Origin of the sequence: Acidovorax sp. Leaf191 (assembly GCF_001424425.1) — a bacterium.
Taxonomy (GTDB): Bacteria; Pseudomonadota; Gammaproteobacteria; order Burkholderiales; family Burkholderiaceae_C; genus Acidovorax.
In genome coordinates this window covers 86661-108438 of the sequence record NZ_LMPT01000002.1, presented here as the reverse complement: position 1 = coordinate 108438, position 21778 = coordinate 86661, and the positions used below count along the sequence as shown (strand labels likewise).

24 protein-coding genes are annotated in these 21778 nt (G+C 69.0%); 8 read left to right on the top strand and 16 right to left on the bottom strand.

Annotation, left to right across the window (positions count from 1 at the left end):
• Window positions 1-80 precede the first annotated feature (80 nt).
• Entirely contained in the window at window positions 81-527 is a 447-nt protein-coding gene (gene trxC, locus ASG27_RS04355) for a thioredoxin TrxC (protein WP_056414090.1), read from the top strand.
• Window positions 528-549: 22 nt separating this feature from the next.
• On the opposite strand, the gene ASG27_RS04350 is transcribed toward trxC, so the two are convergent.
• The 4 genes from ASG27_RS04350 to ASG27_RS04335 all read right to left on the bottom strand — a co-directional run bounded on the left by ASG27_RS04350 (window position 550) and on the right by ASG27_RS04335 (window position 3161).
• Entirely contained in the window at window positions 550-1026 is a 477-nt protein-coding gene (locus ASG27_RS04350; protein ID WP_056414087.1) for a DoxX family protein, read from the bottom strand.
• On the bottom strand, window positions 1023-1826 hold the full coding sequence (locus ASG27_RS04345) for an HvfC/BufC N-terminal domain-containing protein (RefSeq protein WP_056414083.1): 804 nt from the start codon (window positions 1824-1826) through the stop codon (window positions 1023-1025). The genes ASG27_RS04350 and ASG27_RS04345 overlap by 4 nt, the downstream gene beginning before the upstream one ends.
• The gene (gene bufB / locus ASG27_RS04340) at window positions 1817-2680 is read right to left on the bottom strand and encodes an MNIO family bufferin maturase (protein ID WP_056414080.1); all 864 of its coding nucleotides are present in this window, start codon (window positions 2678-2680) and stop codon (window positions 1817-1819) included. Before bufB ends, ASG27_RS04345 begins: the two co-directional genes overlap by 10 nt.
• 184 nt (window positions 2681-2864) lie before the next feature.
• Entirely contained in the window at window positions 2865-3161 is a 297-nt protein-coding gene (locus tag ASG27_RS04335) for a BufA1 family periplasmic bufferin-type metallophore (RefSeq protein ID WP_056414230.1), read from the bottom strand.
• A 221-nt stretch (window positions 3162-3382) separates the two neighbouring features.
• On the opposite strand from ASG27_RS04335, the gene ASG27_RS04330 reads away from it, so the two are divergent.
• A complete protein-coding gene (locus ASG27_RS04330) occupies window positions 3383-3949 on the top strand; it encodes a sigma-70 family RNA polymerase sigma factor (RefSeq protein WP_255354935.1) in 567 nt (188 codons plus the stop codon).
• Window positions 3949-4590 carry an NrsF family protein gene (locus tag ASG27_RS04325; RefSeq protein ID WP_056414077.1) on the top strand — a complete coding sequence of 214 codons (642 nt, stop codon included), beginning with the start codon at window positions 3949-3951 and terminating at the stop codon, window positions 4588-4590. Before ASG27_RS04330 ends, ASG27_RS04325 begins: the two co-directional genes overlap by 1 nt.
• Before the next feature lie 135 nt (window positions 4591-4725).
• Here the strand turns inward: ASG27_RS04325 and ASG27_RS04320 are convergent, their stop codons facing one another.
• Complete coding sequence (locus ASG27_RS04320; protein WP_056414074.1) at window positions 4726-5181, bottom strand: GNAT family N-acetyltransferase; 456 nt, start codon at window positions 5179-5181, stop codon at window positions 4726-4728.
• Between the two features lie 311 nt (window positions 5182-5492).
• Window positions 5493-6761 (bottom strand): multifunctional CCA addition/repair protein, encoded by a 1269-nt coding sequence (locus ASG27_RS04315; protein WP_056414071.1) that lies wholly within the window; start codon window positions 6759-6761, stop codon window positions 5493-5495.
• 44 nt (window positions 6762-6805) lie between these two features.
• On the opposite strand from ASG27_RS04315, the gene ASG27_RS04310 reads away from it, so the two are divergent.
• Complete coding sequence (locus ASG27_RS04310) at window positions 6806-7261, top strand: hypothetical protein (RefSeq protein ID WP_056414070.1); 456 nt, start codon at window positions 6806-6808, stop codon at window positions 7259-7261.
• A gap of 57 nt (window positions 7262-7318) precedes the next feature.
• Here ASG27_RS04310 and ASG27_RS04305 read toward each other — a convergent pair whose 3' ends face one another.
• Complete coding sequence (locus tag ASG27_RS04305) at window positions 7319-7627, bottom strand: NIPSNAP family protein (RefSeq protein WP_056414065.1); 309 nt, start codon at window positions 7625-7627, stop codon at window positions 7319-7321.
• A gap of 13 nt (window positions 7628-7640) precedes the next feature.
• Complete coding sequence (locus tag ASG27_RS04300) at window positions 7641-8333, bottom strand: glutathione S-transferase family protein (protein WP_056414062.1); 693 nt, start codon at window positions 8331-8333, stop codon at window positions 7641-7643.
• Between the two features lie 243 nt (window positions 8334-8576).
• On the opposite strand from ASG27_RS04300, the gene ASG27_RS04295 reads away from it, so the two are divergent.
• A complete protein-coding gene (locus tag ASG27_RS04295) occupies window positions 8577-10361 on the top strand; it encodes a diguanylate cyclase (protein WP_235508463.1) in 1785 nt (594 codons plus the stop codon).
• A 51-nt stretch (window positions 10362-10412) separates the two neighbouring features.
• Here ASG27_RS04295 and ASG27_RS04290 read toward each other — a convergent pair whose 3' ends face one another.
• A complete protein-coding gene (locus ASG27_RS04290) occupies window positions 10413-10994 on the bottom strand; it encodes a 5-formyltetrahydrofolate cyclo-ligase (RefSeq protein WP_056164526.1) in 582 nt (193 codons plus the stop codon).
• 14 nt (window positions 10995-11008) lie between these two features.
• On the opposite strand from ASG27_RS04290, the gene ASG27_RS04285 reads away from it, so the two are divergent.
• The 3 genes from ASG27_RS04285 (at window position 11009) to ASG27_RS04275 (ending at window position 14308) form a co-directional block, all read left to right on the top strand.
• Complete coding sequence (locus ASG27_RS04285; protein WP_056414057.1) at window positions 11009-12991, top strand: lytic transglycosylase domain-containing protein; 1983 nt, start codon at window positions 11009-11011, stop codon at window positions 12989-12991.
• A gap of 132 nt (window positions 12992-13123) precedes the next feature.
• Window positions 13124-13711, top strand: coding sequence for a DUF4124 domain-containing protein (locus ASG27_RS04280; protein WP_056414054.1), 588 nt, complete (start codon window positions 13124-13126; stop codon window positions 13709-13711).
• Window positions 13712-13762: 51 nt separating this feature from the next.
• Window positions 13763-14308 carry a hypothetical protein gene (locus ASG27_RS04275; protein ID WP_156370462.1) on the top strand — a complete coding sequence of 182 codons (546 nt, stop codon included), beginning with the start codon at window positions 13763-13765 and terminating at the stop codon, window positions 14306-14308.
• A 36-nt stretch (window positions 14309-14344) separates the two neighbouring features.
• On the opposite strand, the gene ASG27_RS04270 is transcribed toward ASG27_RS04275, so the two are convergent.
• The 7 genes from ASG27_RS04270 to ASG27_RS04240 form a co-directional block, all read right to left on the bottom strand.
• Window positions 14345-15280 (bottom strand): MBL fold metallo-hydrolase, encoded by a 936-nt coding sequence (locus tag ASG27_RS04270; RefSeq protein ID WP_056414048.1) that lies wholly within the window; start codon window positions 15278-15280, stop codon window positions 14345-14347.
• A 253-nt stretch (window positions 15281-15533) separates the two neighbouring features.
• Window positions 15534-15926, bottom strand: a complete 393-nt coding sequence (gene rbsD, locus ASG27_RS04265; protein ID WP_056414045.1) for a D-ribose pyranase — start codon at window positions 15924-15926, stop codon at window positions 15534-15536.
• Window positions 15923-16876, bottom strand: coding sequence for a ribokinase (gene rbsK, locus ASG27_RS04260; protein ID WP_056414042.1), 954 nt, complete (start codon window positions 16874-16876; stop codon window positions 15923-15925). Before rbsK ends, rbsD begins: the two co-directional genes overlap by 4 nt.
• On the bottom strand, window positions 16873-17892 hold the full coding sequence (locus ASG27_RS04255; RefSeq protein ID WP_056414038.1) for a LacI family DNA-binding transcriptional regulator: 1020 nt from the start codon (window positions 17890-17892) through the stop codon (window positions 16873-16875). Before ASG27_RS04255 ends, rbsK begins: the two co-directional genes overlap by 4 nt.
• Before the next feature lie 44 nt (window positions 17893-17936).
• Entirely contained in the window at window positions 17937-18932 is a 996-nt protein-coding gene (locus ASG27_RS04250) for an ABC transporter permease (RefSeq protein ID WP_056414035.1), read from the bottom strand.
• On the bottom strand, window positions 18929-20620 hold the full coding sequence (locus ASG27_RS04245; RefSeq protein WP_056414032.1) for a sugar ABC transporter ATP-binding protein: 1692 nt from the start codon (window positions 20618-20620) through the stop codon (window positions 18929-18931). The genes ASG27_RS04250 and ASG27_RS04245 overlap by 4 nt, the downstream gene beginning before the upstream one ends.
• 147 nt (window positions 20621-20767) lie before the next feature.
• On the bottom strand, window positions 20768-21721 hold the full coding sequence (locus tag ASG27_RS04240; RefSeq protein ID WP_056414029.1) for a sugar ABC transporter substrate-binding protein: 954 nt from the start codon (window positions 21719-21721) through the stop codon (window positions 20768-20770).
• Between the last annotated feature and the right edge of the window lie 57 nt (window positions 21722-21778).

The following is a 21778-nucleotide window of genomic DNA, read 5'->3' as shown; positions in this document are numbered from 1 at the left end:
TGCTGCGGCGGGTGCGCCGACTTGAAAAATCCGGCGCGGTCGCCACCTGCGCACATTCAGACTGCCAACAACGCGCCCCCATGTCCGAAGCCCTGCACATCGTCTGCCCCCACTGCCACACCACCAACCGCGTGCAAACCGCGCAGCTGGCCAGCGCGCCCGACTGCGGCCAGTGCCACCAGCCGCTCTTCGCAGGGGCACCGCTCGAACTCGACGCCGCGTCGTTCGAGCGCCATGTGGCGCGCAGCCACATCCCCGTGGTGGTGGACTTCTGGGCGCCGTGGTGCGGCCCGTGCCGCCAGATGGCGCCCGCCTTTGCCCAGGCCGCGCGCGAGCTGGAGCCGCAGGTACGCCTGGCCAAGCTCAACACCGAAGAGCACCAGGCTCTGGGAGCGCGCCATGCGATCCGCAGCATTCCGACCATGGTGATGTTCCAGCAGGGGCGCGAGGTGGCCCGCATCTCCGGCGCGCTGGGCGCGGCGGACATCGCGCGCTGGGTGCGCACGGCGGCCCCGTCCAGCCCGTGAAGGCACTTTGAGGCGGTAGGCCTCAGCGCAGGCCCAGCGCGCGGTCCAGCGACACGCCGCCCGCGCCGCGCCCCACCAGGTACAGCAGCAGCCCCGCCCAGGACAGGTGCGTGGGCCACGCGTCCGGGTACACGAACACCTGGATCACCAGCGTCATGCCCAAGAGCGCCAATGCGGACAGCCGGGTGCACAGCCCCAGCACCAGCAGCACGGCGAACAGGTGCTCGGCCACCGTGGCCATCTGTGCGGCCAGGTGCGGCGGGATCAGCGGCAGCTTGTACTCGTCGCTGAAGAGCGCATAGGCGCTGTCGGAGATGGTGAACCAGCCCTCGACCTTGGTGCGCGCCGACAGCCAGAAGATGCCGGCCGGCGCGATGCGGTTGACGAGTGCGAGCAGGCTGTGGGGTGTGAGCCAGGCGGAGATGTGTGCCAGCCGGGCCAGCCACGCGCGGGGGCCGCCTGCGGTTGGGGAGAGCATGGGGATGGTGTTGGGTGTCATGGTGTTTCCTTTGAACATGGGGCCGGTGCAGCCGCATCGGCCGCGGCTTCGGTGAGCGCCCCGGCGTCCAGCAGCAACATCAGCAGCGCTGCGATGTCGGTATCTGGTTCGGCCACCAATGCTTCTGTGGCAGCGGCCTCCAATGGCAGGCCTTGCGCGCAGGCGTCCATGAAGGCGATGCCTGCATGCGGCAACGCGCACCACACCACGGCGGAATCGGGCCGGGTCAGCAAGCCGCCATCGCCTGTCCATGGCAGGTCTGCATCCATCGGCCACTGGTCGCGGTGGCGCTGCCACAGGGCATACGCGCGGTGGTCATCGCACCAGGCCCAGCGCGCCGCCGGGTGGGGCCGCAGGTGCCACAGTGCCAGCGTGCCGGGCGGCTGGCGGCCCAGCCAGGTCGCGTCGAGCGCCGGGGCGTCGGCCGCCAGGTGGCTCTCCGTCCAGCAACGGTCCAGGTGTGCCACGGCAGGCAGGTAGGGCAGTGCGGCGGCCGGCCCGAACTGCTGCAGAAAGCCGGCAAAGCCCGCGCCATAGTCCATCAGCCGCCCATCGGCCGGTGGCTGCGCATGGGCGAACACGCCGGCCGCCGCACGGAACCAGTCGGCACCCACCAGGCTGCACACGGTGGGGTAGTTGGCCTGCAGCGCGTCGATGCAGGCCGTGAGCACGGTGTTGCGGTACACCGCAAAGCCGGGCTGGGCGGCCAGGGCCGCGAGCCACGCGGGTGTTGGCGCAGCAGCGTCTGGCGAAGCCAGCAACGCAGCGGCGAGGCCATCCTGAAAATCGCTCAGGTGCATGGCGCCACCTCGCGTTGTTCGTGGTGTTGCGCGCAGGCGGCCAGCGCGCTGTGCGCCTCGTCGCGTTCAGTCAGCAGCTCCCCCAACGCGGGCACATTGCCGTCCCGCTCGATGAGCGTGGGGATGGGGCCTGTGCGCTCCAGCACGCGTCCGTACAGCGCCCACACGACAGGCGCAATGGGCGCATCGTGGCTGTCGATGAGCAGCGCGTCGCCCAGCGCCGGGTCGGCGTGGTGCCCCGCCAGGTGGATCTCTGCGACGGCGTGCAGCGGGAAGGCGTCGATGTAGGCCCGCGCATCCGTGCCCAGGTTGTGGGCGCTCACGTGCACGTTGTTCACATCCAGCAGCAGCGCGCAGCCGGTGCGCCGCACCAGCTCGGCCAGAAAGTCCGTCTCGCACCAGTCGTGCCCGTCGATGCGCAGGTAGTGCGTGGGGTTCTCGATGGCGATGGGGCGCTGCAGGGCATCCTGCGTGCGCGCGATGTTGTCCGCGATGCGGGCCAGCGCCGCGTGGGTGCGCGGAAACGGCAGCAGGTCGGGCAGGTAGTGGCCGCGCCAGGCGGACCACGCCAGGTGCTCGGACACGATGGCGGGTTCGATGCGCCGCACCAGCGCAGCCAGCCGGGCCAGGTGGTCGGCATCGGGCGGTGCATCGGCCGCAAGCGACAGAGACACGCCGTGCAGCGCCACCGGGTGGCGCGCTCGGATGGCTTCCAGCCATGCCAGCCGCGGGCCGCCGGCGGCCAAGTAGTTTTCGGGATGAACCTCCCACCACAGGCCGGGCGCACCGCAGTGCAGTGCCTCGGCATAGTGCTGGGGCTTGAGGCCCAGGCCGGCGGTCAACGGGGATGGCATGGCAGATCGCTGTAGTGGTGAGGGGAGGCTTTGCCGTATCGGTTATCCATGGCGCTGCGCGCCACCCGCGGCCCACGAAGCGGGCGCGGACCAGGCCAGTGCACCCGTGGAGCCGGCTTTGCCGGGCCACCGGGTGCGTCCCCCTTCGGGGGAAGGCGCGCAGCGCCTCAGGGGGCGCTTCATTTCAGGATTTGATGGGCATCAGCGAACCCATGCCCTTGGGCGTCTTGAGGGTGGCGCAGGTGCCGGCGGGCACGTACTTCCAGGCGTTGCCCTGGTAGTCCATCTTGGACGTGCCCGCGCACGTGGTGCCGGCGCCGGCAGCGCAGTCGTTCTTGCCGGCCATCGACACGCCGTAGCACTTCTCCATGGCGGGCTTGGCGGCGTCGGCCATGGGCTGGGCGGGTGCCTGGGCCAGGGCAGAGGTGCAGGCAATGGCCGAGAGTGCGAGGGCGCCGAGGCTGAGGGTGCGTGTGGTCATGGCAAATTTCTCCAACAGAGTTTGATAAATAAATAAGGAAGTGATCGAAGCGGACCGGTGGCGGCAACGTGCGGGGCAGGACCAACTAACTAGCCAACTGCCCGCACCCTGCAACACCCGATCTGCGCTGTAATTCGCGCTGGCGTCGCCGCGGGTTACACGGCGCTGCCAATCCACACGCTTATTTATTTTTTGCACCCGCTGTAACCGGAGGGCCCGCTGTGACGAATACCCAGCAGGGAGACGCCATGGACATTGAAGAGCGGCTGCGCGGATTGCTGCTGCAGGGGCTGGACGCCGACGCAGCGGCGTACCAGCGATTTCTGAAGGAGTTGAGCGCGCACCTGCGTGCCTTTTTGCGCCGCCGCCTCGCGCAGCGGCCCGACGAGGTGGAGGACCTGGTGCAAGAGACCTTGCTGGCCGTGCACAACCAGCGCCACACCTACCGGGCCGACTCGCCGGTGACGGCCTGGGTGCACGCCATTGCGCGCTACAAGCTCATCGACTGGCTGCGCTCGCGCGCCGCCAAGGAAGCGCTGCATGTGCCGCTGGACGACACCGACGACCTGTTCGCCAGCACCGACAGCGAAGCGGCCGAGGCGCGGCGTGACCTGGGCCGCCTGCTGGAGCAGTTGCCCGACCGCCAGCGCCTGCCCATCGTGCACATGAAGCTCGAGGGGCTGTCGGTGGTCGAGACCGCACAGCTCACCGGCCTGTCGGAGTCGGCCGTCAAAGTCGGCGTGCACCGGGGCCTGAAGGCCCTGGCCGCCAAGATCAGGGGAATGTGATGAAGACCGATGAATTGATCGAGCTGTTGGCCGCCGACGCGCACCCGGTGGCCCGCCACACGGTGGAGCAGCGCCTGGCCGTGGCCGCGTTCGCCGGCATTGCCGGGGCCTCCGTGCTCATGCTGGCGCTTTTCGGGCTGCGCAGCGATCTGGCCGCTACGATGGCCATGCCCATGTTCTGGGGCAAGCTGGCCTTTGCCGGCACGCTGGCCGCGGCCGGGCTGATGCTGCTGCAGCGCATGGCGCGCCCCGGCGTGCCTGCCGGTCGTGCCGCACTGTGGCTGGCGCTGCCGCCGCTGGTGCTGTGGGGCCTGGCGCTGGCCACGCTGGCGCAGGCGGCGCCGGCCGAGCGCCTGCCGCTCATCCTGGGCAGCACCTGGCGGACGTGCCCCTTCAACATCGCCGTGCTGTCGGTGCCGGCGTTCGCCGCGGGCTTCTGGGCATTGAAAGGCGCGGCACCCACGCGCCTGGCCTGGGCGGGCGCTGGGGCCGGCCTGCTGGCTGGGGCGCTGGGGGCGCTGGTGTATGCGCTGCACTGTCCCGAGATGGCCACGCCGTTTCTCGCGGTGTGGTATCTGGCGGGCATGGCGGTGCCGACGGCCGTGGGGGCTATTGCAGGGCCGCGGTGGTTGCGCTGGTGAGCGTGCCTTGATGCCGGTCCCCGCTCGAAAAAAGCGAAGCCGTTCACGCTGAGCTTGTCGAAGCGCGGCGAGGCTTCGACAAGCTCAGCCCGAACGGTTTTGATCGAGAGCGAATCCGCAAAAGAGAACGAACGCCTAAGCCACCCGCTGGCTGTACGCGCGAAACACCGTGTCGTGCACCCAGCCCAGCGACTCGTACAGCGACTGCGCCGTGGTGTTGGTGTGGGCCGTGGTCAGGTCCATGCGCACCTTGCCCTGCGCGCGTGCGTGGTCGCGCGCCGCGATCAGCAAGGCGCGGCCTGCTCCCGTCTTGCGGGCGGTGGGCGCCACGAACAGGTCGTACAGCGTGTAGATGGGCGCCGCCTCCACCGAGCAGAACGTGGGGTAGAGCTGGCAAAAGCCGATGGCTGCACCGGTTTCATCGAACGCCATGAGGATGCTGGACTCGCCGCGTGCGAGCCGGTCGGCGATAAAGCGCTGCGCCGCTGCAAGGTCGGGCGCCTGGTCGTAGAACTGGCGGTAGGCGTCGAACAGCGGGGCGATGGTGTCCGCGTCGGCGGGAGTGGCCAGGCGGATGTGCAGAGGGTTCATGGCGGAGCGGTGGTGGGTGGAGCAATGGCCCGCCCGCAGGCAATGCCGCTGCGCACGGGGTGGTCCAAAGGAGGCGGATTCTAGAGGTGCTGCGAGGCTTGTGCCACGCTTGCGGTGGGTGCGCGCGCGAGGGGTGGGGCACGCGGCGTGCCCCGGCTTCGACAAGCTCAGCCCGAACGGTTGTGAGGGGCGCAGGCCGTTGCCAAGCCTGCAGAAGCAGAAGCAGAAGCAGAAGCAGAAGCAGAAGCAGAAGCAGAAGCAGAAGCAGAAGCAGAAGCAGAAGCAGAAGCAGAAGCAGAAGCAGAAGCTTCTTACTTCTGCCCCGGCTCAGTCACTTGCTTCTCGTCTTGCAGCCACTGCGCCACGGCCCGCACGCGCTCCTGGTGGATCAACCCGCCCACCTGCGGTCCGGTCAAACCGCGGCTGGCGGCCTGTGCGGCGATGTCGCGCGTGACCACCGACTGCGCCGCCGCCAGCACCGCCAGCAGGCGCGGGCGCTGGGGGTAGGGCGTTTCTTCAAAGTGCAGCCGCCCGCGCGCATCGCACTCGCAGGCCAGCAACACGTCGGCAAAGCGCGCGGGCTTGCGGATGGCGTCGCAGCGCTCCAGCAGGCGCATCAGGGCGCTGGCCGACAGCTCGCCGCTGCGGTGGATGTGGCCGTGTTCACGGGCCACCACGTCGGCGGTCTCGCGGCAGTCCACCGGCACGCGCAGGCGCTCGGCCACGTCCACCAGCAGCTCGGCGCTGCGCTGCTCGTGCTCGATGTGGCGCGGCAGCACGTCGGCGGGCGTGGTGCCCTTGCCCAGGTCGTGCGCCAGGCAGGCAAAGCGCACGGCCAGCGGGGCGTCGAGCCGTGCGGACATGTCCAGCACCATCATCAGGTGCACGCCGGTGTCCACCTCGGGGTGGTATTCGGCGCGCTGCGGCACGCCCCACAGGCGCGCCACCTCGGGCAGCAGCACGGCCAGCGCGCCGCATTCGCGCAGCACCTCGAACATGCGCGAGGGCCTGGCTTCCATCAGGCCGCGCGCCAGCTCCTGCCACACACGCTCGGGCACCAGGTGGTCCACCTCGCCGTGGGCCACCATCTCGCGCATGAGCTGCATGGTCTCGGGCGCCACGGTGAAGTCGGTGAAGCGCGCCGCAAAACGCGCCACGCGCAGGATGCGCACCGGGTCTTCGCGGAAGGCGTCGGTCACATGGCGCAGCACGCGCGCTTCGATGTCGCGCACGCCGTGGTAGGGGTCAAACAGGCCGCTACCGCTCGATAGGTCAATGTCTTCTGCTATCGCATTGATAGTAAGGTCGCGGCGCGAGAGGTCTTCCTCCAGCGTCACGTCCGGCGCGGTGTGCACCGCAAAGCCCCGGTAGCCCTGGCCGCTTTTGCGCTCGGTGCGGGCCAGCGCATATTCCTCGCGCGTCGTGGGGTGCAAGAAGACGGGGAAGTCGCGGCCCACGGGCAGGTAGCCACTGGCCAGCATCTGCTCGGGCGTGGAGCCCACCACCACCCAGTCGCGGTCGTTCACCGGGCGGCCCAGCAGCTTGTCGCGGACGGCGCCGCCCACCATGTAGATTTTCATGGGGCGAGTTTAGAACCTGCGCTGCGCCGTATATTCGCCCCACTATGTCCCTATCGTCCGACTTGACCATTGCCCAGCTCAACCCCGACGGCAGCGTGCCCGTGCCCCCGGCGCCGGACGCCGCGGCCAACGCTGCGGCGGCCGCACTGCAGCGCGAGGCGCAGTTCGAAGCGCTGAAGTCCAAGGTGGAGGACCTGGAAGCAATCCTGGCCAAGCCCTTGAACGAAATCCTGGGCGACCGGGACAAGTTCAAGGAATCTGCCGCTGCCTGGGAGGCCTTCGGCGCGATGTGGATGCTGTCGCAGCGCGCCATGCGCCGCGTGGCCCTGGACATGGCCGAGCAGCAGGGCGTGACCGAGGCCGATGTGGTGGCGCGGGCGCTGGCCTATGCCAACGATGTGCTCAACGGCGACGGCGTGGATCTGGGCGGCTCGATCGCCGAGCCGCAGATGGCCCACATCGCGCGGCACAAGGCCAAGTTGCGCAAGCAGTTCAGATAGCGCGGTGCCGGGCGGGCCGCCGCGCTCGGAGCTCTGGCGCCGGACTTCAGGGCTCAGTCACCCGAAAACCGGCCTGAAAAAGCTCCGCTCATAGCTCACGATGCAGCCCGTCTCCTCGGCGTAGCGGAACGCCGCCAGGCACTCCGCGTCCTGCATCGATTGCTGGCGGTACACCTCGTAGGCTGCCAGGCTCTCGAAGGTGAACAGCGCCAGCGCGATGTTGTTCGCGCCCTCGCTGGGCATGAAGTAGCCGTGGTGCTGGCCGCCGAATTTCTCGACCAGCGGGATCCACAGCTTGCCGTAGTGCTCGAACTCCCGGAGCTTGCTGGTATTGAGCACATAGCGCAGGTAGATGGTGACTGCCATGTACAAGTGCTCCTCAGCGCTTGGCGGGGGCCAGGCGGTAGGGTTCCTCGAAGTCGAGGAAGTCCTTTTCGGCCAATGCGTCGTCGATCCAGGCCTTCACGCCGGGCAGGGCGCGCACGCGCTGCACGTAGTCGGCGATCTGCAGCGGCAGGGGCAGGGCGTAGGTCGCCAGGCGCATGCACACGGGGGCGAAGTAGGCGTCGGCGATGGTGAACTCGCCGAACAGCATCGGGCCGCCATGCTCGTCGAGCAGCGCGCTCCACATGCCCACCAGGCGCTGCACGTCGGCACGCACGCCGGCGTTGTCGCGCCACAGCAGCGCGCCGGTGTCGGGCAGGTCGGCCTCGATGTTCATGGGGCAGTTGTTGCGCAGGGCCGAAAAGCCGCTGTGCATTTCGGCGCAGATGCTGCGCGCGCGCGCCCGGGCCTTGGGGTCGGTGGGCCAGAGCTTCTTGTCGGGGTGCGTCTCGGCCGCGTATTCGGCGATGGCCAGGGTGTCCCACACCACCAGGTCGCCGTCGACCAGCACCGGCACCTTGCCGGTGGGGTTGACGGCGCCGATGGCGCGCTTGAATTCGGAATCCGCGTCGAAGCTGTCGAAGCGCACGCGGACTTCATCGAACGCGATGCCGGCCTGGCGCAGCAGCACCCAGGGGCGCATGGACCACGAGGAGTAATTCTTGTTGCCGATGTAGAGCTTGAGCATGGATGAAAAAACCTGGTGCCTGGGTAAGGGGCATTGATGCTACCGCCGCCATGGGCGGTTCATCCATGCTGAATGACCCGTCATTTGATGCCATCTGCGCATCAAAGCCCAAAAAGCCGCCCATTCCGCCCGGCTGGGGAATTCCGGGGTGCGGCACAATCTGCCGCTTTCGAGGTGGTTTCCCGCCCGATCTCTGCCGGGCCGGCTTTGATGACGCTGTCTTTTTTTGCTTTTTTGCTGAGGGTGGTTTACCAGCGGTGGCTGCGCAGCGCGGCCGCACTGGCCCGCGGCCTGGTGTGGGCCGCCATGGCCCTGGCCGCAACCGCCCAGGCCCAGCCCGCGGGGCGCGATGCCCCGGCCCCCGTCGCCCAGCACGCCGGCGGCATGCTGGTGGTGCCGTTCATGGGCATGTTCGAGGACAAGACCCGCCAGATGACCATCGAGGCGGTGCGCCAGCCCGAGAACGAGGCGCAGTTTGCCTACCCCGAGAACCCCCTCAGGGGCGCGGAATCCGACCGGGTGCTGTGGTTCCGGCTGCGCCTGCAGCTGGCCGACCCGGCCGATGCGCTGCGCGAGTGGCTGCTGCTGGTGCCCACCGTGTCCACGCACGAGCTGCGGTTCTACGGCCCCTACGACGCCCAGGGCAAGGCGCTGGCCGAGCCGGTGGTCACGGGCATGCGCCACCCCTGGTCCACGCGGCCGGCGGGGTCCGAGCAGATGGCCTGGCGCTTCAAGCTGCCCGACGCGGGTGTGTACACGGTGTACTTCCGGGTGGAGTCGACCTTTGCGCGGTTCTACGCGGCGTCGGTGTGGGACCTGGCGGACTACCTGCAGGCCACCCAGGACAAGCGCATGTTCGACGGCGTGTGCTACGGCCTGCTGCTCGGTCTGGTGGTGTTCAGCACGGTGATGCTGCTGGTGTTCCGCGAGAGCATCTACGCCTGGTATCTGGTGTCGTGCGCCGGGGCGCTGCTGGCGCTGGCGGGGTTCAACGGCCACACGCTGCGCTACCCGTTTGCGCACTGGCCCGAGGCGGCGGGCTTCTTCTACAGCGTGGCGCCGCCGCTGTGGGCCATCTCCAAACTGATGTTCGGGCGCAGCCTCCTGCGGCTGTCGCACTTTGCGCCGCGCCTGGACAAAGTGGTGCTGGCCATGGTGGCGGCGCTGGCGCTGGCCACGGTGTACGGGCTGCTCGGGTCGCACCCGCTGTGGCTGTTCCGCCTGGTGCAGGCCTCGGTCATGGCGTCCACCGTGGTGCTGACGGCCGGTGCGGTGATGGCCATGCGGCGGCGGTACTGGCCGGCCGTGCTGTATTCGGCGGGGGTGACCCTGCTGCTCATCGGCATCTGCGCCATCGTGGTGGCCAGCTGGGGCTGGGTGGCCTGGACGCCGCAGCAGATGGACATGACCCAGACCGTGCTGGTGGCCGAGTCCATCGTCTTCGCGGCCGCCATGGCCTCGCGCGTGCGGCTGCTGCGCAATTCGGAAGAAGCGCTCACCGTGCGCACGCAAGAATTGGTGGAGGCGCTGGGCACCGACGCCCTGACCGGCGCCGCCAACCGCGCCGGGCTCGCCAGCCGCGCTGGCGCCGCCATCCAGGAGAGCCGGCCGTTTGCGCTGCTGCTGCTGGACCTGGACGGTTTCAAGGGCGTGAACGACACCCACGGCCACGCCGCGGGCGACGTGGTGCTGGCCACCATGGTGCAGCGCCTGCGCGCCCAGTTGCGGGCCGAAGACATGGTGGCCCGCCTGGGCGGCGATGAATTCGCGGTGCTGATCGCCGGCGCCCCGCCGCGCGACGTGATCGCCGCCATGGCCCGCCGCATGGCCGCCAGCGCCGCCGAGCCCGTGATGTTCGAAGGCCGCGCACTCACCGTGGGCATGAGCCTGGGCATCGCCAGCCACCCGGTCGACGGCGTGACCCTGGCCGACCTGCTGCGCGCCGCCGACAGCGCCATGTACGCCTGCAAACGCCGCCCTGCCGGTGGCGAGTGCTATGCCTTCGCCTCGGAACTGCGGGTGGGCTGAGGCAGCGACCCGGCGGTGCCGGGCGCCGTCACAGCAGGCGCTGAAGATGTTTCAGGGGGAGCCCACCGGCCAGACCACGCCGTTGTCGTTCAGGATCGCGTCGAGCGGCAGGTCGAACTCTTCCGGCTCGAAATCGTCCAGGTACCCGTTGGTAAAGCCCAGCCCCACCGTGAACGGCTTGGGCTGCAGCGTGGCCAGCGTGCGGTCGTAGAAACCGCCGCCATACCCCAGCCGGTAGCCGCCCGGCGCATAGCCCACGCAGGGCACGAACAGCAGGGTGGGCACGATGACCTCGGTGTCCTTGGGCTTGGGGATGCCGTAGGCGTCCTCCTCCATGGGGCAGCCGGGGTACCAGGCGTGGAAGGTCAGGGTCTTGTGCACCTTGTTGACCACCGGCAGGCCGATGCGGCGCAACTGGGGCTCGTCCAGCAGTTCGCCGTCTTCCTTCCAGCGGTGCAGGGCGGGCAACGGATCGAACTCGCCCTTGATGGGCCAATAGGCCCCGATCACCGTGTCCGGCCGGTTCACCAGCCAGATGCGCATGACCTGCTGTAACAGGTCGGACCGCTGTAGGCGGTCGGGCAGGTTCAGGCGTTCTTCTACCAACGCGCGCCGCAGGGCTGCTTTGTCCATCAGATAATTCCCCCATGCAATTGTTTCGAATTCTGACACCGCTTCTCGCCGGCGCCCTGCTGGCCACCGCCGCGCCCCTTGTCCAGGCGCAAAACCGTGGTGACGATACCCTGCTCGAGATGCAACAGGCCTTCCGCAAGGGAGACCGCAAGAGACTGGAGCAACTGCTGCCCTCGGCGCGCGGCCACGCGCTGGAGCCCTGGGCCGCCTACTGGGAGCTCAAGCTGCGCCTGGGCGAGGCTTCGCCGGCCGAGATCCAGTCCTTTATGCAGCGCTACGCCGGCAGTTACCAGGAAGACCGCCTGCGCAACGACTGGCTGCTGCTCTTGGGCCAGCGCCGCGACTGGGCGCAGTTTGCCGAGCAGCACCCGAGCTACCGCATGTCCGACGACCGCGAGGTGCGCTGCTACGCCCTGCTGATCGACCAGATCAAGGGCACCGCCAGCCCCACCGTGGCCGAGGACGTGCGCAGCAACTGGTATGCCCAGCGCGACGGCGACGATGGCTGCACCCACGCCGCACGGGAGCTGTACGGCTACAAGAAGCTCTCGGCCCTGGACGTGTGGCGCAAGGCCCGCCTGGGCATCGAGGCCAACCGCCCCCGTGTGGTGCGCACTGCGGTCGAGATCGTCTCGCCCGACTCGCTGCCCCAGGTCAAGGACGTGCTGGATGCGCCCAGCAAATATTTGCTCTCGCGCGCCACGGCTTCCGGCAAGGCCAAGCAGGAACTGGTGCTCCTGGCCCTGCTCAAGCTGGCCATCGGCGACCCGGACGGCGCGGCCTACCAGCTCGACAGCAAATGGGGCGTGCACCTGTCGGCCGAAGAGCGCAATTGGGCCTGGGCCGTGATTGGCAAGACCGCCGCACAGCGGCTGGCGGGCAACGCCCACGGCTACTTTGCCAACGTCACCAAAGATACCGACCTGAACGACGACCTGCTGGGCTGGAAAGTGCGCGCCGCCCTGCGCGCCGGCCAGTGGAATGCGGTGGCCAAGGCGGTCAACGCCATGAGCCCTGAAGGCCGCCAGGACAGCACCTGGGTGTACTGGAAGGCGCGCTCCCTGCTCACAGGCCGCGTGACCGACGCCGAACGCGCCGAGGCCCGCCAACTGCTCGAAGGCATCGCCAGCACGCGCGGCTTCTACGAGCAACTTGCGCTCGAAGAAATCGGCCAGCGCATCACGGTACCGCCCGCACCCGCCCCCCTCACGGCCGAAGAAAAAGCCGCCGCCCGCGCGAACCCGGGCCTGAACCGAGCGCTGTACGCCATCCTGCTCGGCCTGCGCAGCGAAGGCGTGCGCGAGTGGAACTACACCACCAACCTGCACCAGAGCGGCGGCATGCCCGACCGCGAACTGCTGGCCGCTGCCGACTTCGCCTGCCAGCGCGAGGTGTGGGACCGCTGCATCAACACCAGCGAACGCACCAAGAGCGTGGTGGACACCACCCAGCGCTTTCCCACGCCGTTTCGCAGCGCCGTGGTCGAGCGTGCCAACGGCATCGGCCTGGACCCGGCGTATGTCTACGGCCTCATCCGCCAGGAAAGCCGCTTCATCATGGACGCGCGCTCCCACGTCGGCGCCTCGGGCCTGATGCAGGTCATGCCCGCCACCGCGCGCTGGACGGCCAAGAAGATCGGCATGAACAACTTCACCGCCGACCAGATCAACGACCGCGACACCAACATCACCATCGGCACCGCGTACCTCAAGCTCGCGCTCGATGACTTCGCGGGCTCGATGCCCATGGCCGCCGCCGCCTACAACGCCGGCCCCGGCCGCCCACGCAGCTGGCGCAACGGCCCGGTGCTGGACGCCGCCATCTGGGCCGAAAACGTGCCCTTTGCGGAAACGCGCGACTACGTGAAGAAGGTGCTGGCCAACACCACCAACTACGCCGCCATGCTCACCGGCCAGCCCCAGTCGCTCAAGAGCCGCCTGGGCACCATCGGCCCGCGTGATGCGGCCGCGCCCGAGGTGAACAAGGACCTGCCGTAATTTGTGCGGTGGGCAGGTCTGCAGGTCTGCGGTTTTGCGGGTTTGCAAAGGAATGCTATAAAAATAAGAGCTGCTGCCGCTGGATGAGCAAGCGGTAGCGCCATTTTTCAATCAAAGATGGAGGGAGTGGAGATGATGAAGAATCTGCAGTGGCTGGCCATGGCCGCCGTGGTGTCGGGGCTGTTCGGGGGCGCGCACGCGCAACCCGTCTACAAATGGGTGGACGCCGAAGGCAAAACCCACTATGGCGCCCAGCCGCCACCGTCCAAGGCCGACGCCGAGCCGCTCAAGCTGCAAAGCAACAATGGCGCCACCAAGAGCGTGTCGTCGTCATCCGCGTCCGGCAAGCCGGGCCAGCAGTACAACGCCGACGGCACCAAGAAAGTCCCGAAGGACGTGGAAGAGTTCGGCGAAGACATGAAGAAAGCCCTGCAGAAGGTGGACGGCAAGCAGGTGCCCCTCAACTGCTCCGCCGCCGTGGGCAACATCCACGACCAGGCCGACACCATGCTGGAAGTGGGCCAGAAGAACGTGCGCGACGGCTACATGAGCAAAGCAGAGTTCGATAAGACTGCCCCCAAGATCCGCGAGGCCCGGGGCAAGTACAGCGTGTCGGACTGCCAGTCATCGTCGGGCAACAAGAAGCTGTTCTACCAATGCATGTCGAGCAGTTACAACCATGTGATGGGGTGCGACAAGCAGTACAAGCACGGGGAATAGGCTATCTTTGCCGCGCTGCCCCGCTTGATGTCCCTCCATGCACTGACTGACATGCATCCACTCGGCAATCCCTTCCACCAGAGGCCGAAATCGGCCGACGAGTTCATCCGCTGCATCATCTGGGCGGATTGGGACCCGTCGGCTGCATTTGATTCCGGCTCGAAGAATCTCGTGGGCATCAAGCCTCAGCTGATACGGGATTCGCTCCGCTTGCTGCGGGAGCGGCCGGACCTCTCCCGCTATACCCATGCGCTCACCCGGATCGTCGAGCTTGCAGACGACGATGATGCCCTGCGCGAGTCATGGAAGCGCAATCTGTCTCACCTTCGCGCATTGCTGTACACCTCTCCCATCGGAACGGAACGCCAGCGCTCCAAGTTGTCGGAGGTTGCGCAGAACCAGCAGGTGGTCAGCGCCATGCGGTATGCGCTAGGGCAAGAAGCCGAGCCGGTACCGCGACGCATCGAGCCGACCTGGATTGCAGTTCTGTATGCAGAGGGATCTGACGCCTGCGTACGGGAAGCAGACCGATTCAATGCGCTCCTGGAGCCGGGCCTCGGGGCGCGATTGCGTGAATACCAGGCGAAAGCTGTGTAGCTCCGGCGGCCATGGGAATGGCTGCCTTGCAAGGGCTCACACGTTGTGCAGCACGTCCCCCTGCCGCACCGCCGCCCCCGACCGCACCAGGTCCTGCGCCAGGCTCTGCAGCCACGCATCCTCCTCCTGGTCCCCAAAATGCGTCTCGCGCAGCATGCCGAAATACGGTGTGCCCTGGGCCCAGGCAGTCAGGTCCGCCATGCGGATCTGCTGCCACTCCAGCAGCTTGTATTTCAGCAGCACCTTGGCCGCATAGAGTGCGTGTTTGGTGGGGTTGCGCACAAAGCCGTCCAGCCGGCGGCGTGCGCCGTCGATGGCGCGGGGGGCGTCGGTGAAGACGGGGCCGTGGCCCGGGATCACGACCTGGGGGTCCAAGGCCTCGATCACGTCCAGCGTGGCGGCCACCTCGGCGAATGCGCTGTCGCCTTCCAGCTCCGGAAAGACGACGCCGAAGCCGTTTTCCCACAGCGCGTCGGCCGAGATCAGCACCCGGTCCTGCGGGCTGAACAGCACCACCGAATGCGGGTCGTGGCCGGGTGCGGCGTGCACCTGCCAGGGCTTGTCGCCCAGCAGCACGCAGGAGCCGGGGTCGAGCAGGGTGTCGGCGCGAAACGGCGGGCATTCCTGGCCGGTGGGGGTGTAGCTCAGCGCGTAGGCGTTCCACTGCCGCACGTGGCGCGCCTGCCCGGGCGGGATGGCGGTCAGCACGCGGGGCCAGGTTTTCTGCAGGGCTGCGTTGCCGCCGCAGTGGTCGCTGTGCAGGTGGGTGTTGAGCACGCGGTCGAGCGCTCGGCCCGCCAGGGCGTCCTGCACCAGGGCCACGGTCTGCTCGGCGTGGCTGCAGTAGCCGGTGTCCACGATGGCGGTGTCGTGCTGGCCGATGAAGAGGATGTTGTTGGCCGACAGCCAGCCGCGCTCCAGGACGGTGATCTCGGGGGGGAGCAAATCGTGGGGCGCGGGGCTGTGGGGCATGGGTGGCGGGGCGTGGGGCTGGCGGCGGGCCGGTGGCCTCGTGAGGCCCGGGCCGCCGGGGCTGGCGTGTCAGAACGAGGTCTCAATCCAGCGTAACCCAGCCTGCGCCCCTGGCGGGCTATGCAAAACCCCTACGCGGCGTCTGCGGCGGGCGCTGTCGATGGGGACCGCAAGCCAAGGGCCGCCCCGCAGCGAGGGCGTCGTCCCCCTCAGGGGGAAGGCGCCGCAGGCGACTCAGGGGGAGTCTGTCCCTTCAGAACGTGACGCCGGCCACCAGGATCACGTTCGCGTACGGCGTGCACTCGCCGGTGCGCACCATCACGCGGGCCTGCCGGGTCAGGCGTTTGAAGTCTTCGTGCGGCATCTGCGCGGGGGCCACGGGCAGCGCGGCCGACCAGCCGGGCTGGATGCCGGCGTGGCGCTCCACGGCCTCGGTGGCGATGATGGCTTTTTCGACCTGCATTTCCGCCAGTACCACGCGCAGCACGTCCACCACGGCCGGGATGCCGGGGGTCAGCGCCAGGTCGATGCGGCGCGGGCCGTCGGGGATGGGCAGGCCCACGTCGCCGATGACCAGCATGTCGCCGTGGCCGAGGCTGGCGATGGCGTGGGAGAGTTCGGCGTGCAGCAGGGTGGTGCGTTTCACAGGGCGGTCCAGTCGGGGGGTTGGGGGCTCTGCGCCACGGCGGCGCGGGTGGGGATGGAGGGCTGCGCGCCATGCTGCGTCACGCACAGCGCGGCGGCGCGGATGCCTTCGCGCACGCCGGCATCCAGCGGCTCGCCGCGCGCCAGCGCCACGGCCAGCGCGCCCAGAAAGGTGTCGCCGGCCGCCGTGGTGTCCACCGCGCGCACGCGCATGCCGGGGTGGTGGCGGCAGCCATCGGCATCGGCCGCCACGGCGCCGGCGGCGCCCAGCGTGACCACGACCTGCGCGGGGCCCCGGCCGCGCAGCGCCTGGGCGGCGGCGGCGGCGTCTTGCGGGCTGTCCACGGCCACGCCGGCCAGGGCCGCGGCCTCGACCTCGTTGACCACCAGCGTGTGGACCAGGGGCCAGAGCGTGTCAGGCAGTGGCTGGATGGGCGAGGGGTTGAGCACCACCGGGCAGCCCGCAGCGTGGGCCTGCTGCGCCGCCGCCACGACCTGCGGCATGGGGGTTTCGAACTGCACCACCAGCCCGCCGGCACCGGGCAGCGCGGCGCCCAGCGCGAGCGCGTCCAGCACGAAGCGGCCGTTGGCGCCGGGCACCACCACGATGCGGTTCTGGCCCGTGGCTTCGACCGTGATGGCGGCCACGCCGGTGGTGGATGCGGTATCGGTCTGCACGCCGCTGTGGTCGATGCCGTCGGCGGCCAGGCCTGCGCGCAGCGTGCGGCCGTAGCCGTCGTCGCCCAGGCGGCCGAAGAGGTGCACCTGGGCGCCCTGGCGTGCGCAGGCCACGGCCTGGTTGCCGCCCTTGCCACCGGGCACCAGGTGCAGGCCGTCGGCCAGCACGGTCTCGCCGGCCTCGGGCGCGCGGGCGACCTGCAGCACCAGGTCCATGTTCAGGCTGCCGACCACGGCGATGCGGGGTGCGGTGTTCAACGCTTTGTCGCTCATGCTGCGGTCTCCGGGGCCGGGGCGGTGGAAGACCGCACGCGCAGCTCGGGCTGCAGCATCACCTTGCGCACGTCCTGGCGCTTGCCGTCGATGCGCTCGAGCAGCATGTCCACCGCCAGTGCGCCGATGCGCTGCTTGGGCTGGGCCACGGTGGTCAGCGGCGGGCTGGTGAAGGCGGCCAGTTCGATGTCGTCGAAGCCGACGATGGACAGTGCCTCGGGCACGCGCAGCGCGCGTTCGTGGGCGGCGCACAGCGCGCCCATGGCCATGAGGTCGTTGCAGACGAAAACGGCGGTGGGCGGCTCGCTCGCGCGCAGCACGGCGTGCATGGCCTCGTACCCACCCTGGCTGGTGAAGTTGCCGTGCCACAGCAGGCCGCTGCCGTCGCCGCAACCCGCGTCGGCCAGCGCGGCGCGCCAGCCGGCAATGCGCTGTTCGCTGGGCGCCAGGCCCGCAGGCCCGCCGATGCAGGCGATGCGGCGGTGGCCCTGGGCCAGCAGGTGGCGCGTGGCCAGTTGGCCGCCCTGCATGTGGGCGGTTTCGACCAGGTCGCAGGGCAGCTCGGCGATCTCGATCTCGCGGTCCACCAGCACGGTGGGGATGGACAGGCCCGCCAGTTGCGTGGGCAGCGTGGCGTCATGGCCGGTGGAGACGACGATCAGCCCGTCGATGCGGCGCTCGGCCAGCACCTGCAGGTAGCTGCCCTGGCGGTGCGCCTCGTCGTTGGTGTTGCACAGGATGACGTTGTAGCCCGCGCCGAAGCACCGGTCTTCCACGCTGTGCACGATTTCGGCGAAGTAGGGGTTGGAGCTGTTGGGGATCAGCATGCCCAGCGTGCGCGTGTTGTTGCTCTTGAGGCTGCGCGCGATGGCGCTGGGCACGTAGCCCAGGGCGCGGATGGCTGTCTCGACGCGTTCGCGGCCTTCGGGGCTCACGCGGCGCGTGCCGTTGACCACGTGGGACACGGTGGTGACCGATACGTCGGCGTGGCGCGCAACGTCCTTGATAGTAGCCATGGGGTGGAAAAACGGATTCGGTGGAGGTGGGGTGAAGGTGATGTTCAGACGGCGGCGCGGCGCTGGCGCAGCGTGTCCACGATGACGGCGGCCACGATCACGCAGCCCGTGATGATGCGCTTGCTCGGCTCGCTCGCGCCCACCTGGGCCAGGCCCGCCTCCAGCACCGCGATGATCAGCACGCCGAACGCGGTGGTCACCACCGAGCCGCGCCCGCCCATGAGGCTGGTGCCGCCAATCACCACCGCGGCGATGACCTGCAGCTCCATGCCCGAGCCCGCGTTGGGGTCGGCCGCTTCCAGGCGCGCCGACTGCATGAGGCCCGCCAGGCCCGCGAGCAAGCCGGTGAGCGCGAACACGATGATGCGCACCGGGCGCGGGTCCACGCCCGCCAGGCGCATGGCCTCTTCGTTGGTGCCGATGCCCACGACCGAGCGGCCGAACACCGTGCGCGTGAGCACCAGCTGCGCCACCACCACCAGCACCAGCGCGATCAGGAAGGCCACCGAGATGCCGCCGAAGAACGGCGCGGCCAGCCACGAGATCGCATCGCCCACGTACTGCGTGCGCGAGTCGGTGACCAGATAGGCGCTGCCGCGCACGGCTTCGAGCATGCCCAGCGAGACGATGAACGAGGGCAGCCGCCAGGCTACCGAGATGGAGCCCGTGATGGTGCCGCACACCAGGCCCGTGGCCAGCGCCAGCGCGGCCGCGGCCGGCACCGTCCAGCCCCATTGCAGGATGGCGGCCGCCGACGTGGCGGCCGACAGCGCCATCACCGAGCCCACCGACAGGTCGATGCCCGCGATGATGAGCACGAAGGTCATGCCCACCGCCATCACGGCCAGGGCCGGGATCTCGTTGGCGATGGTGATGAAGGTCTCGGCGCTCCAGAAGTATTCGGACATCCACGAGAACAGGCCCACCATGCCGGCCAGCACGGCCAGGAGACCGAGGTAGGTGCCGAGCTGGCTGCGCCACACCGGGGTGGCGCGCGGGGCGGGGGATGCGGTGGGGGAGGAGGGGGCTGCGGCGTTCATGCGGTGGCGGAAGAAGGTGCGGACGAGGGCCCGCGGGAAGAAGAGGGTGCGGCGGCAGGCGGCTCGCTGGCGCGGCCCGCCATGTCGGAGAACGCGGCGGCCAGCAGCGACTGCTCGGACCACTCGCCGCGCTCGAACACGGCCACCAGGCGGCCGGCGCTCATCACGCCGATGCGGTCGGCCATGGCCATGAGCTCGCGCAGGTCGGACGACACCATGAGCAGCGCGCGGCCTTCGTCGGCCATGCGGTCGAGTTCGGTATAGATCTCGGCGCGTGCGCCCACGTCCACGCCGCGCGTGGGCTCGTCCAGCAGCAGCACGCGCACGGGGCGGTGCAGCCAGCGGGCGAACACGACCTTTTGCTGGTTGCCGCCCGACAGCTGGCCCACGGGCTGCTCGCCGTCTTTGCAGCGGATGCTGAGCGTGCGCACAAAGCCCTGCACCAGCCGGTGCTCCAGCGCACGCTGCAGCCAGCCACCGCGCGACACTGCCGACAGGTCGGACAGCGTGGCGTTGATGCGGATGGGCTGGGCCAGCAGCAGGCCCTGCGACTTGCGGTCTTCGGTGACCAGCCCGATGCCTGCACGGATGGCCTGCAGGGGCGATGCAAAACCCTTGTCGATCTTGGTTGCTACTGTTTTTGTAGCTGCTGGCGCTTGTCCATCCAGCGGTAGGGGCTGTTTTTGGTCTGAATCTGAAGCTGAATCGGAACCATGCAGCGTGACGCTGCCCCGGTCGGCGCGGTCCGCGCCGAAGAGCAGGCGCACCAGCTCGGTGCGGCCCGAGCCCACCAGGCCTGCCACGCCGAACACCTCGCCTGCGCGCAGGCTGAGGCTCACGTCCTGCACGGCGGTGCCGCGGCCGATGCCGCTCACTTCCATCACCACCGGGCCGGCCGTGCGGCGAGGGCGGTGGTCCAGGTCGTTGACGGAGCGGCCCACCATGCGGCGCACCAGGTCGTCCTCGGACAGGCCGGCCATGGGCAGCACGTCCACCAGCCGGCCGTCGCGCAGCACGGCGGCGCGGTCGGCGATGCGGCGCAGCTCTTCGAGCCGGTGCGACACGTAGACGATGGCCACGCCGCGCGCGGTCAGGCGCGCGATCTGGTCGAACAGGTAGGTGGTCTCGCGTGGCGTGAGCATGGCCGTGGGCTCATCGAGCACCAGGATGCGCGTGTCGTCCTGCAGGTTGCGGGCGATCTCCACCATCTGCTGCTGGCCGATGCCCAGTTGCGACACCGGCGTGGCCGGGTCGATGGATTCGAGGCCGATCTTGGCCAGCTGCGTGCGCGCCGCGGCGTGCAGCACGTCCCGCTGCAGCCAGCCCGCGCGGTTCGGCAGGCGGCCCAGCAGCAGGTTCTCGGCCACGGTGAGCGTGGGCACCAGGCCCAGCTCCTGCATCACCATGCGCACTCCGTGCTGCTCGGCCTCGCGCCGCGTGGCCGGGGCGAAGGTCTGCCCCGCCAGCCGCATGCCGCCGCGCGTGGCGGGCGTGAGGCCGCAGACGATCTTGGACAGCGTGCTCTTGCCCGCGCCGTTCTCGCCCGTGAGCGCCAGCACCTCGCCCGCGTTCAGCGCCAGCGTCACCCCGTCGAGCACGGTGGTGGCGCTGTAGTCCTTGCCGACCGCGTCGATGCACAGCAGGGGTGTGGGGGGCGCGGGCGGTTGGGTTGTGGGGGTTGAGGGCATGGCAGGTCGCGGCAAGGGTTGCTGATCTCTTGAGCGGTGAACAAAGCTCAGCGAAGCGGTTCTGGCCAGGCGCCGGGTCGCAGGCAGTACTGGAAGTACGACCAGACCCGGCAACGACGCCAGAAGAGTTTTGTTCACCGCTCCGGGTTACTTGCTGCCCTTGGTGACCAGCACCACGTCCGTCTTCACCGCAGCAGGCAGCTGGTTCTGCGGCGTCTTGGCGGCCAGGGCCTTCTGGGCCAGCTCGATGCCGAACACGGCCTGCTTGGCGGCGTACTGGTCGGCGGTGGCCAGCACGCGGCCGTCGGCCAGCATGGGCTTGATGGCGTTGATGTTGTCGTAGCCCACCACCTGCACCTTGCCGGTCTTGCCTGCGGCCTTCACGGCGGCCACGGCGCCCAGCGCCATGCTGTCGTTGCCGGCCAGCAGGGCCACGAGGTCAGGGTGCTCGCGCATCATGCCGGCGGCCACGGTGTTGCCTTTTTCGATTTCCCAGTTGCCAGACTGCACGCCCACCACAGTGATGTTGGCGGCCTTCATCGCGTCCTGGTAGCCCAGGGTGCGCTGCTGCGCATTGAAAGTGGTGGACACGCCCTCGATGATGCCCACCTTGTCGCCCGCCTTCAGGCTCTTGGCCAGGTGGTCGCCCACGAGTTTGGCGCCCGCGCGGTTGTCCGGGCCCACGAAGGGCACGGTGATGTTCTTTTCCTTCAGCGCATCGGCATCGAGCTGGTTGTCGATGTTGATCACGATCACGCCCTTGTCGATGGCGGCCTTGACGGCGGGCACCAGGGCCTTGGAGTCGGCCGGGGCGATCACGATGGCGCTGGCCTTTTGGGCCACGGCCTGCTCGACCATCTTGATCTGGGCGGCGGTGTCGGTCTCGTTCTTGATGCCGTTGGCCACCAGCGTGTATTCGCTGGCGTGCGCCTTCTGGTGCGCCTTGGCGCCGTCTTCCATGGTGCGGAAGAACTCGTTGGCCAGCGATTTCATGACCAGGGCGATCTTGGGCTTGTCCTGCGCCAGTGCGGGGTTGGCGAGCATGCCACCCAGCACGGCAAGGGCGGCGGCGGTCTGAACGGTACGGCGGGTGAAGTGCATGGTGTCTCCTGTTGGAATGGTGGTCAGGGCGTCAAGAACGAACAAACGGAACAAACA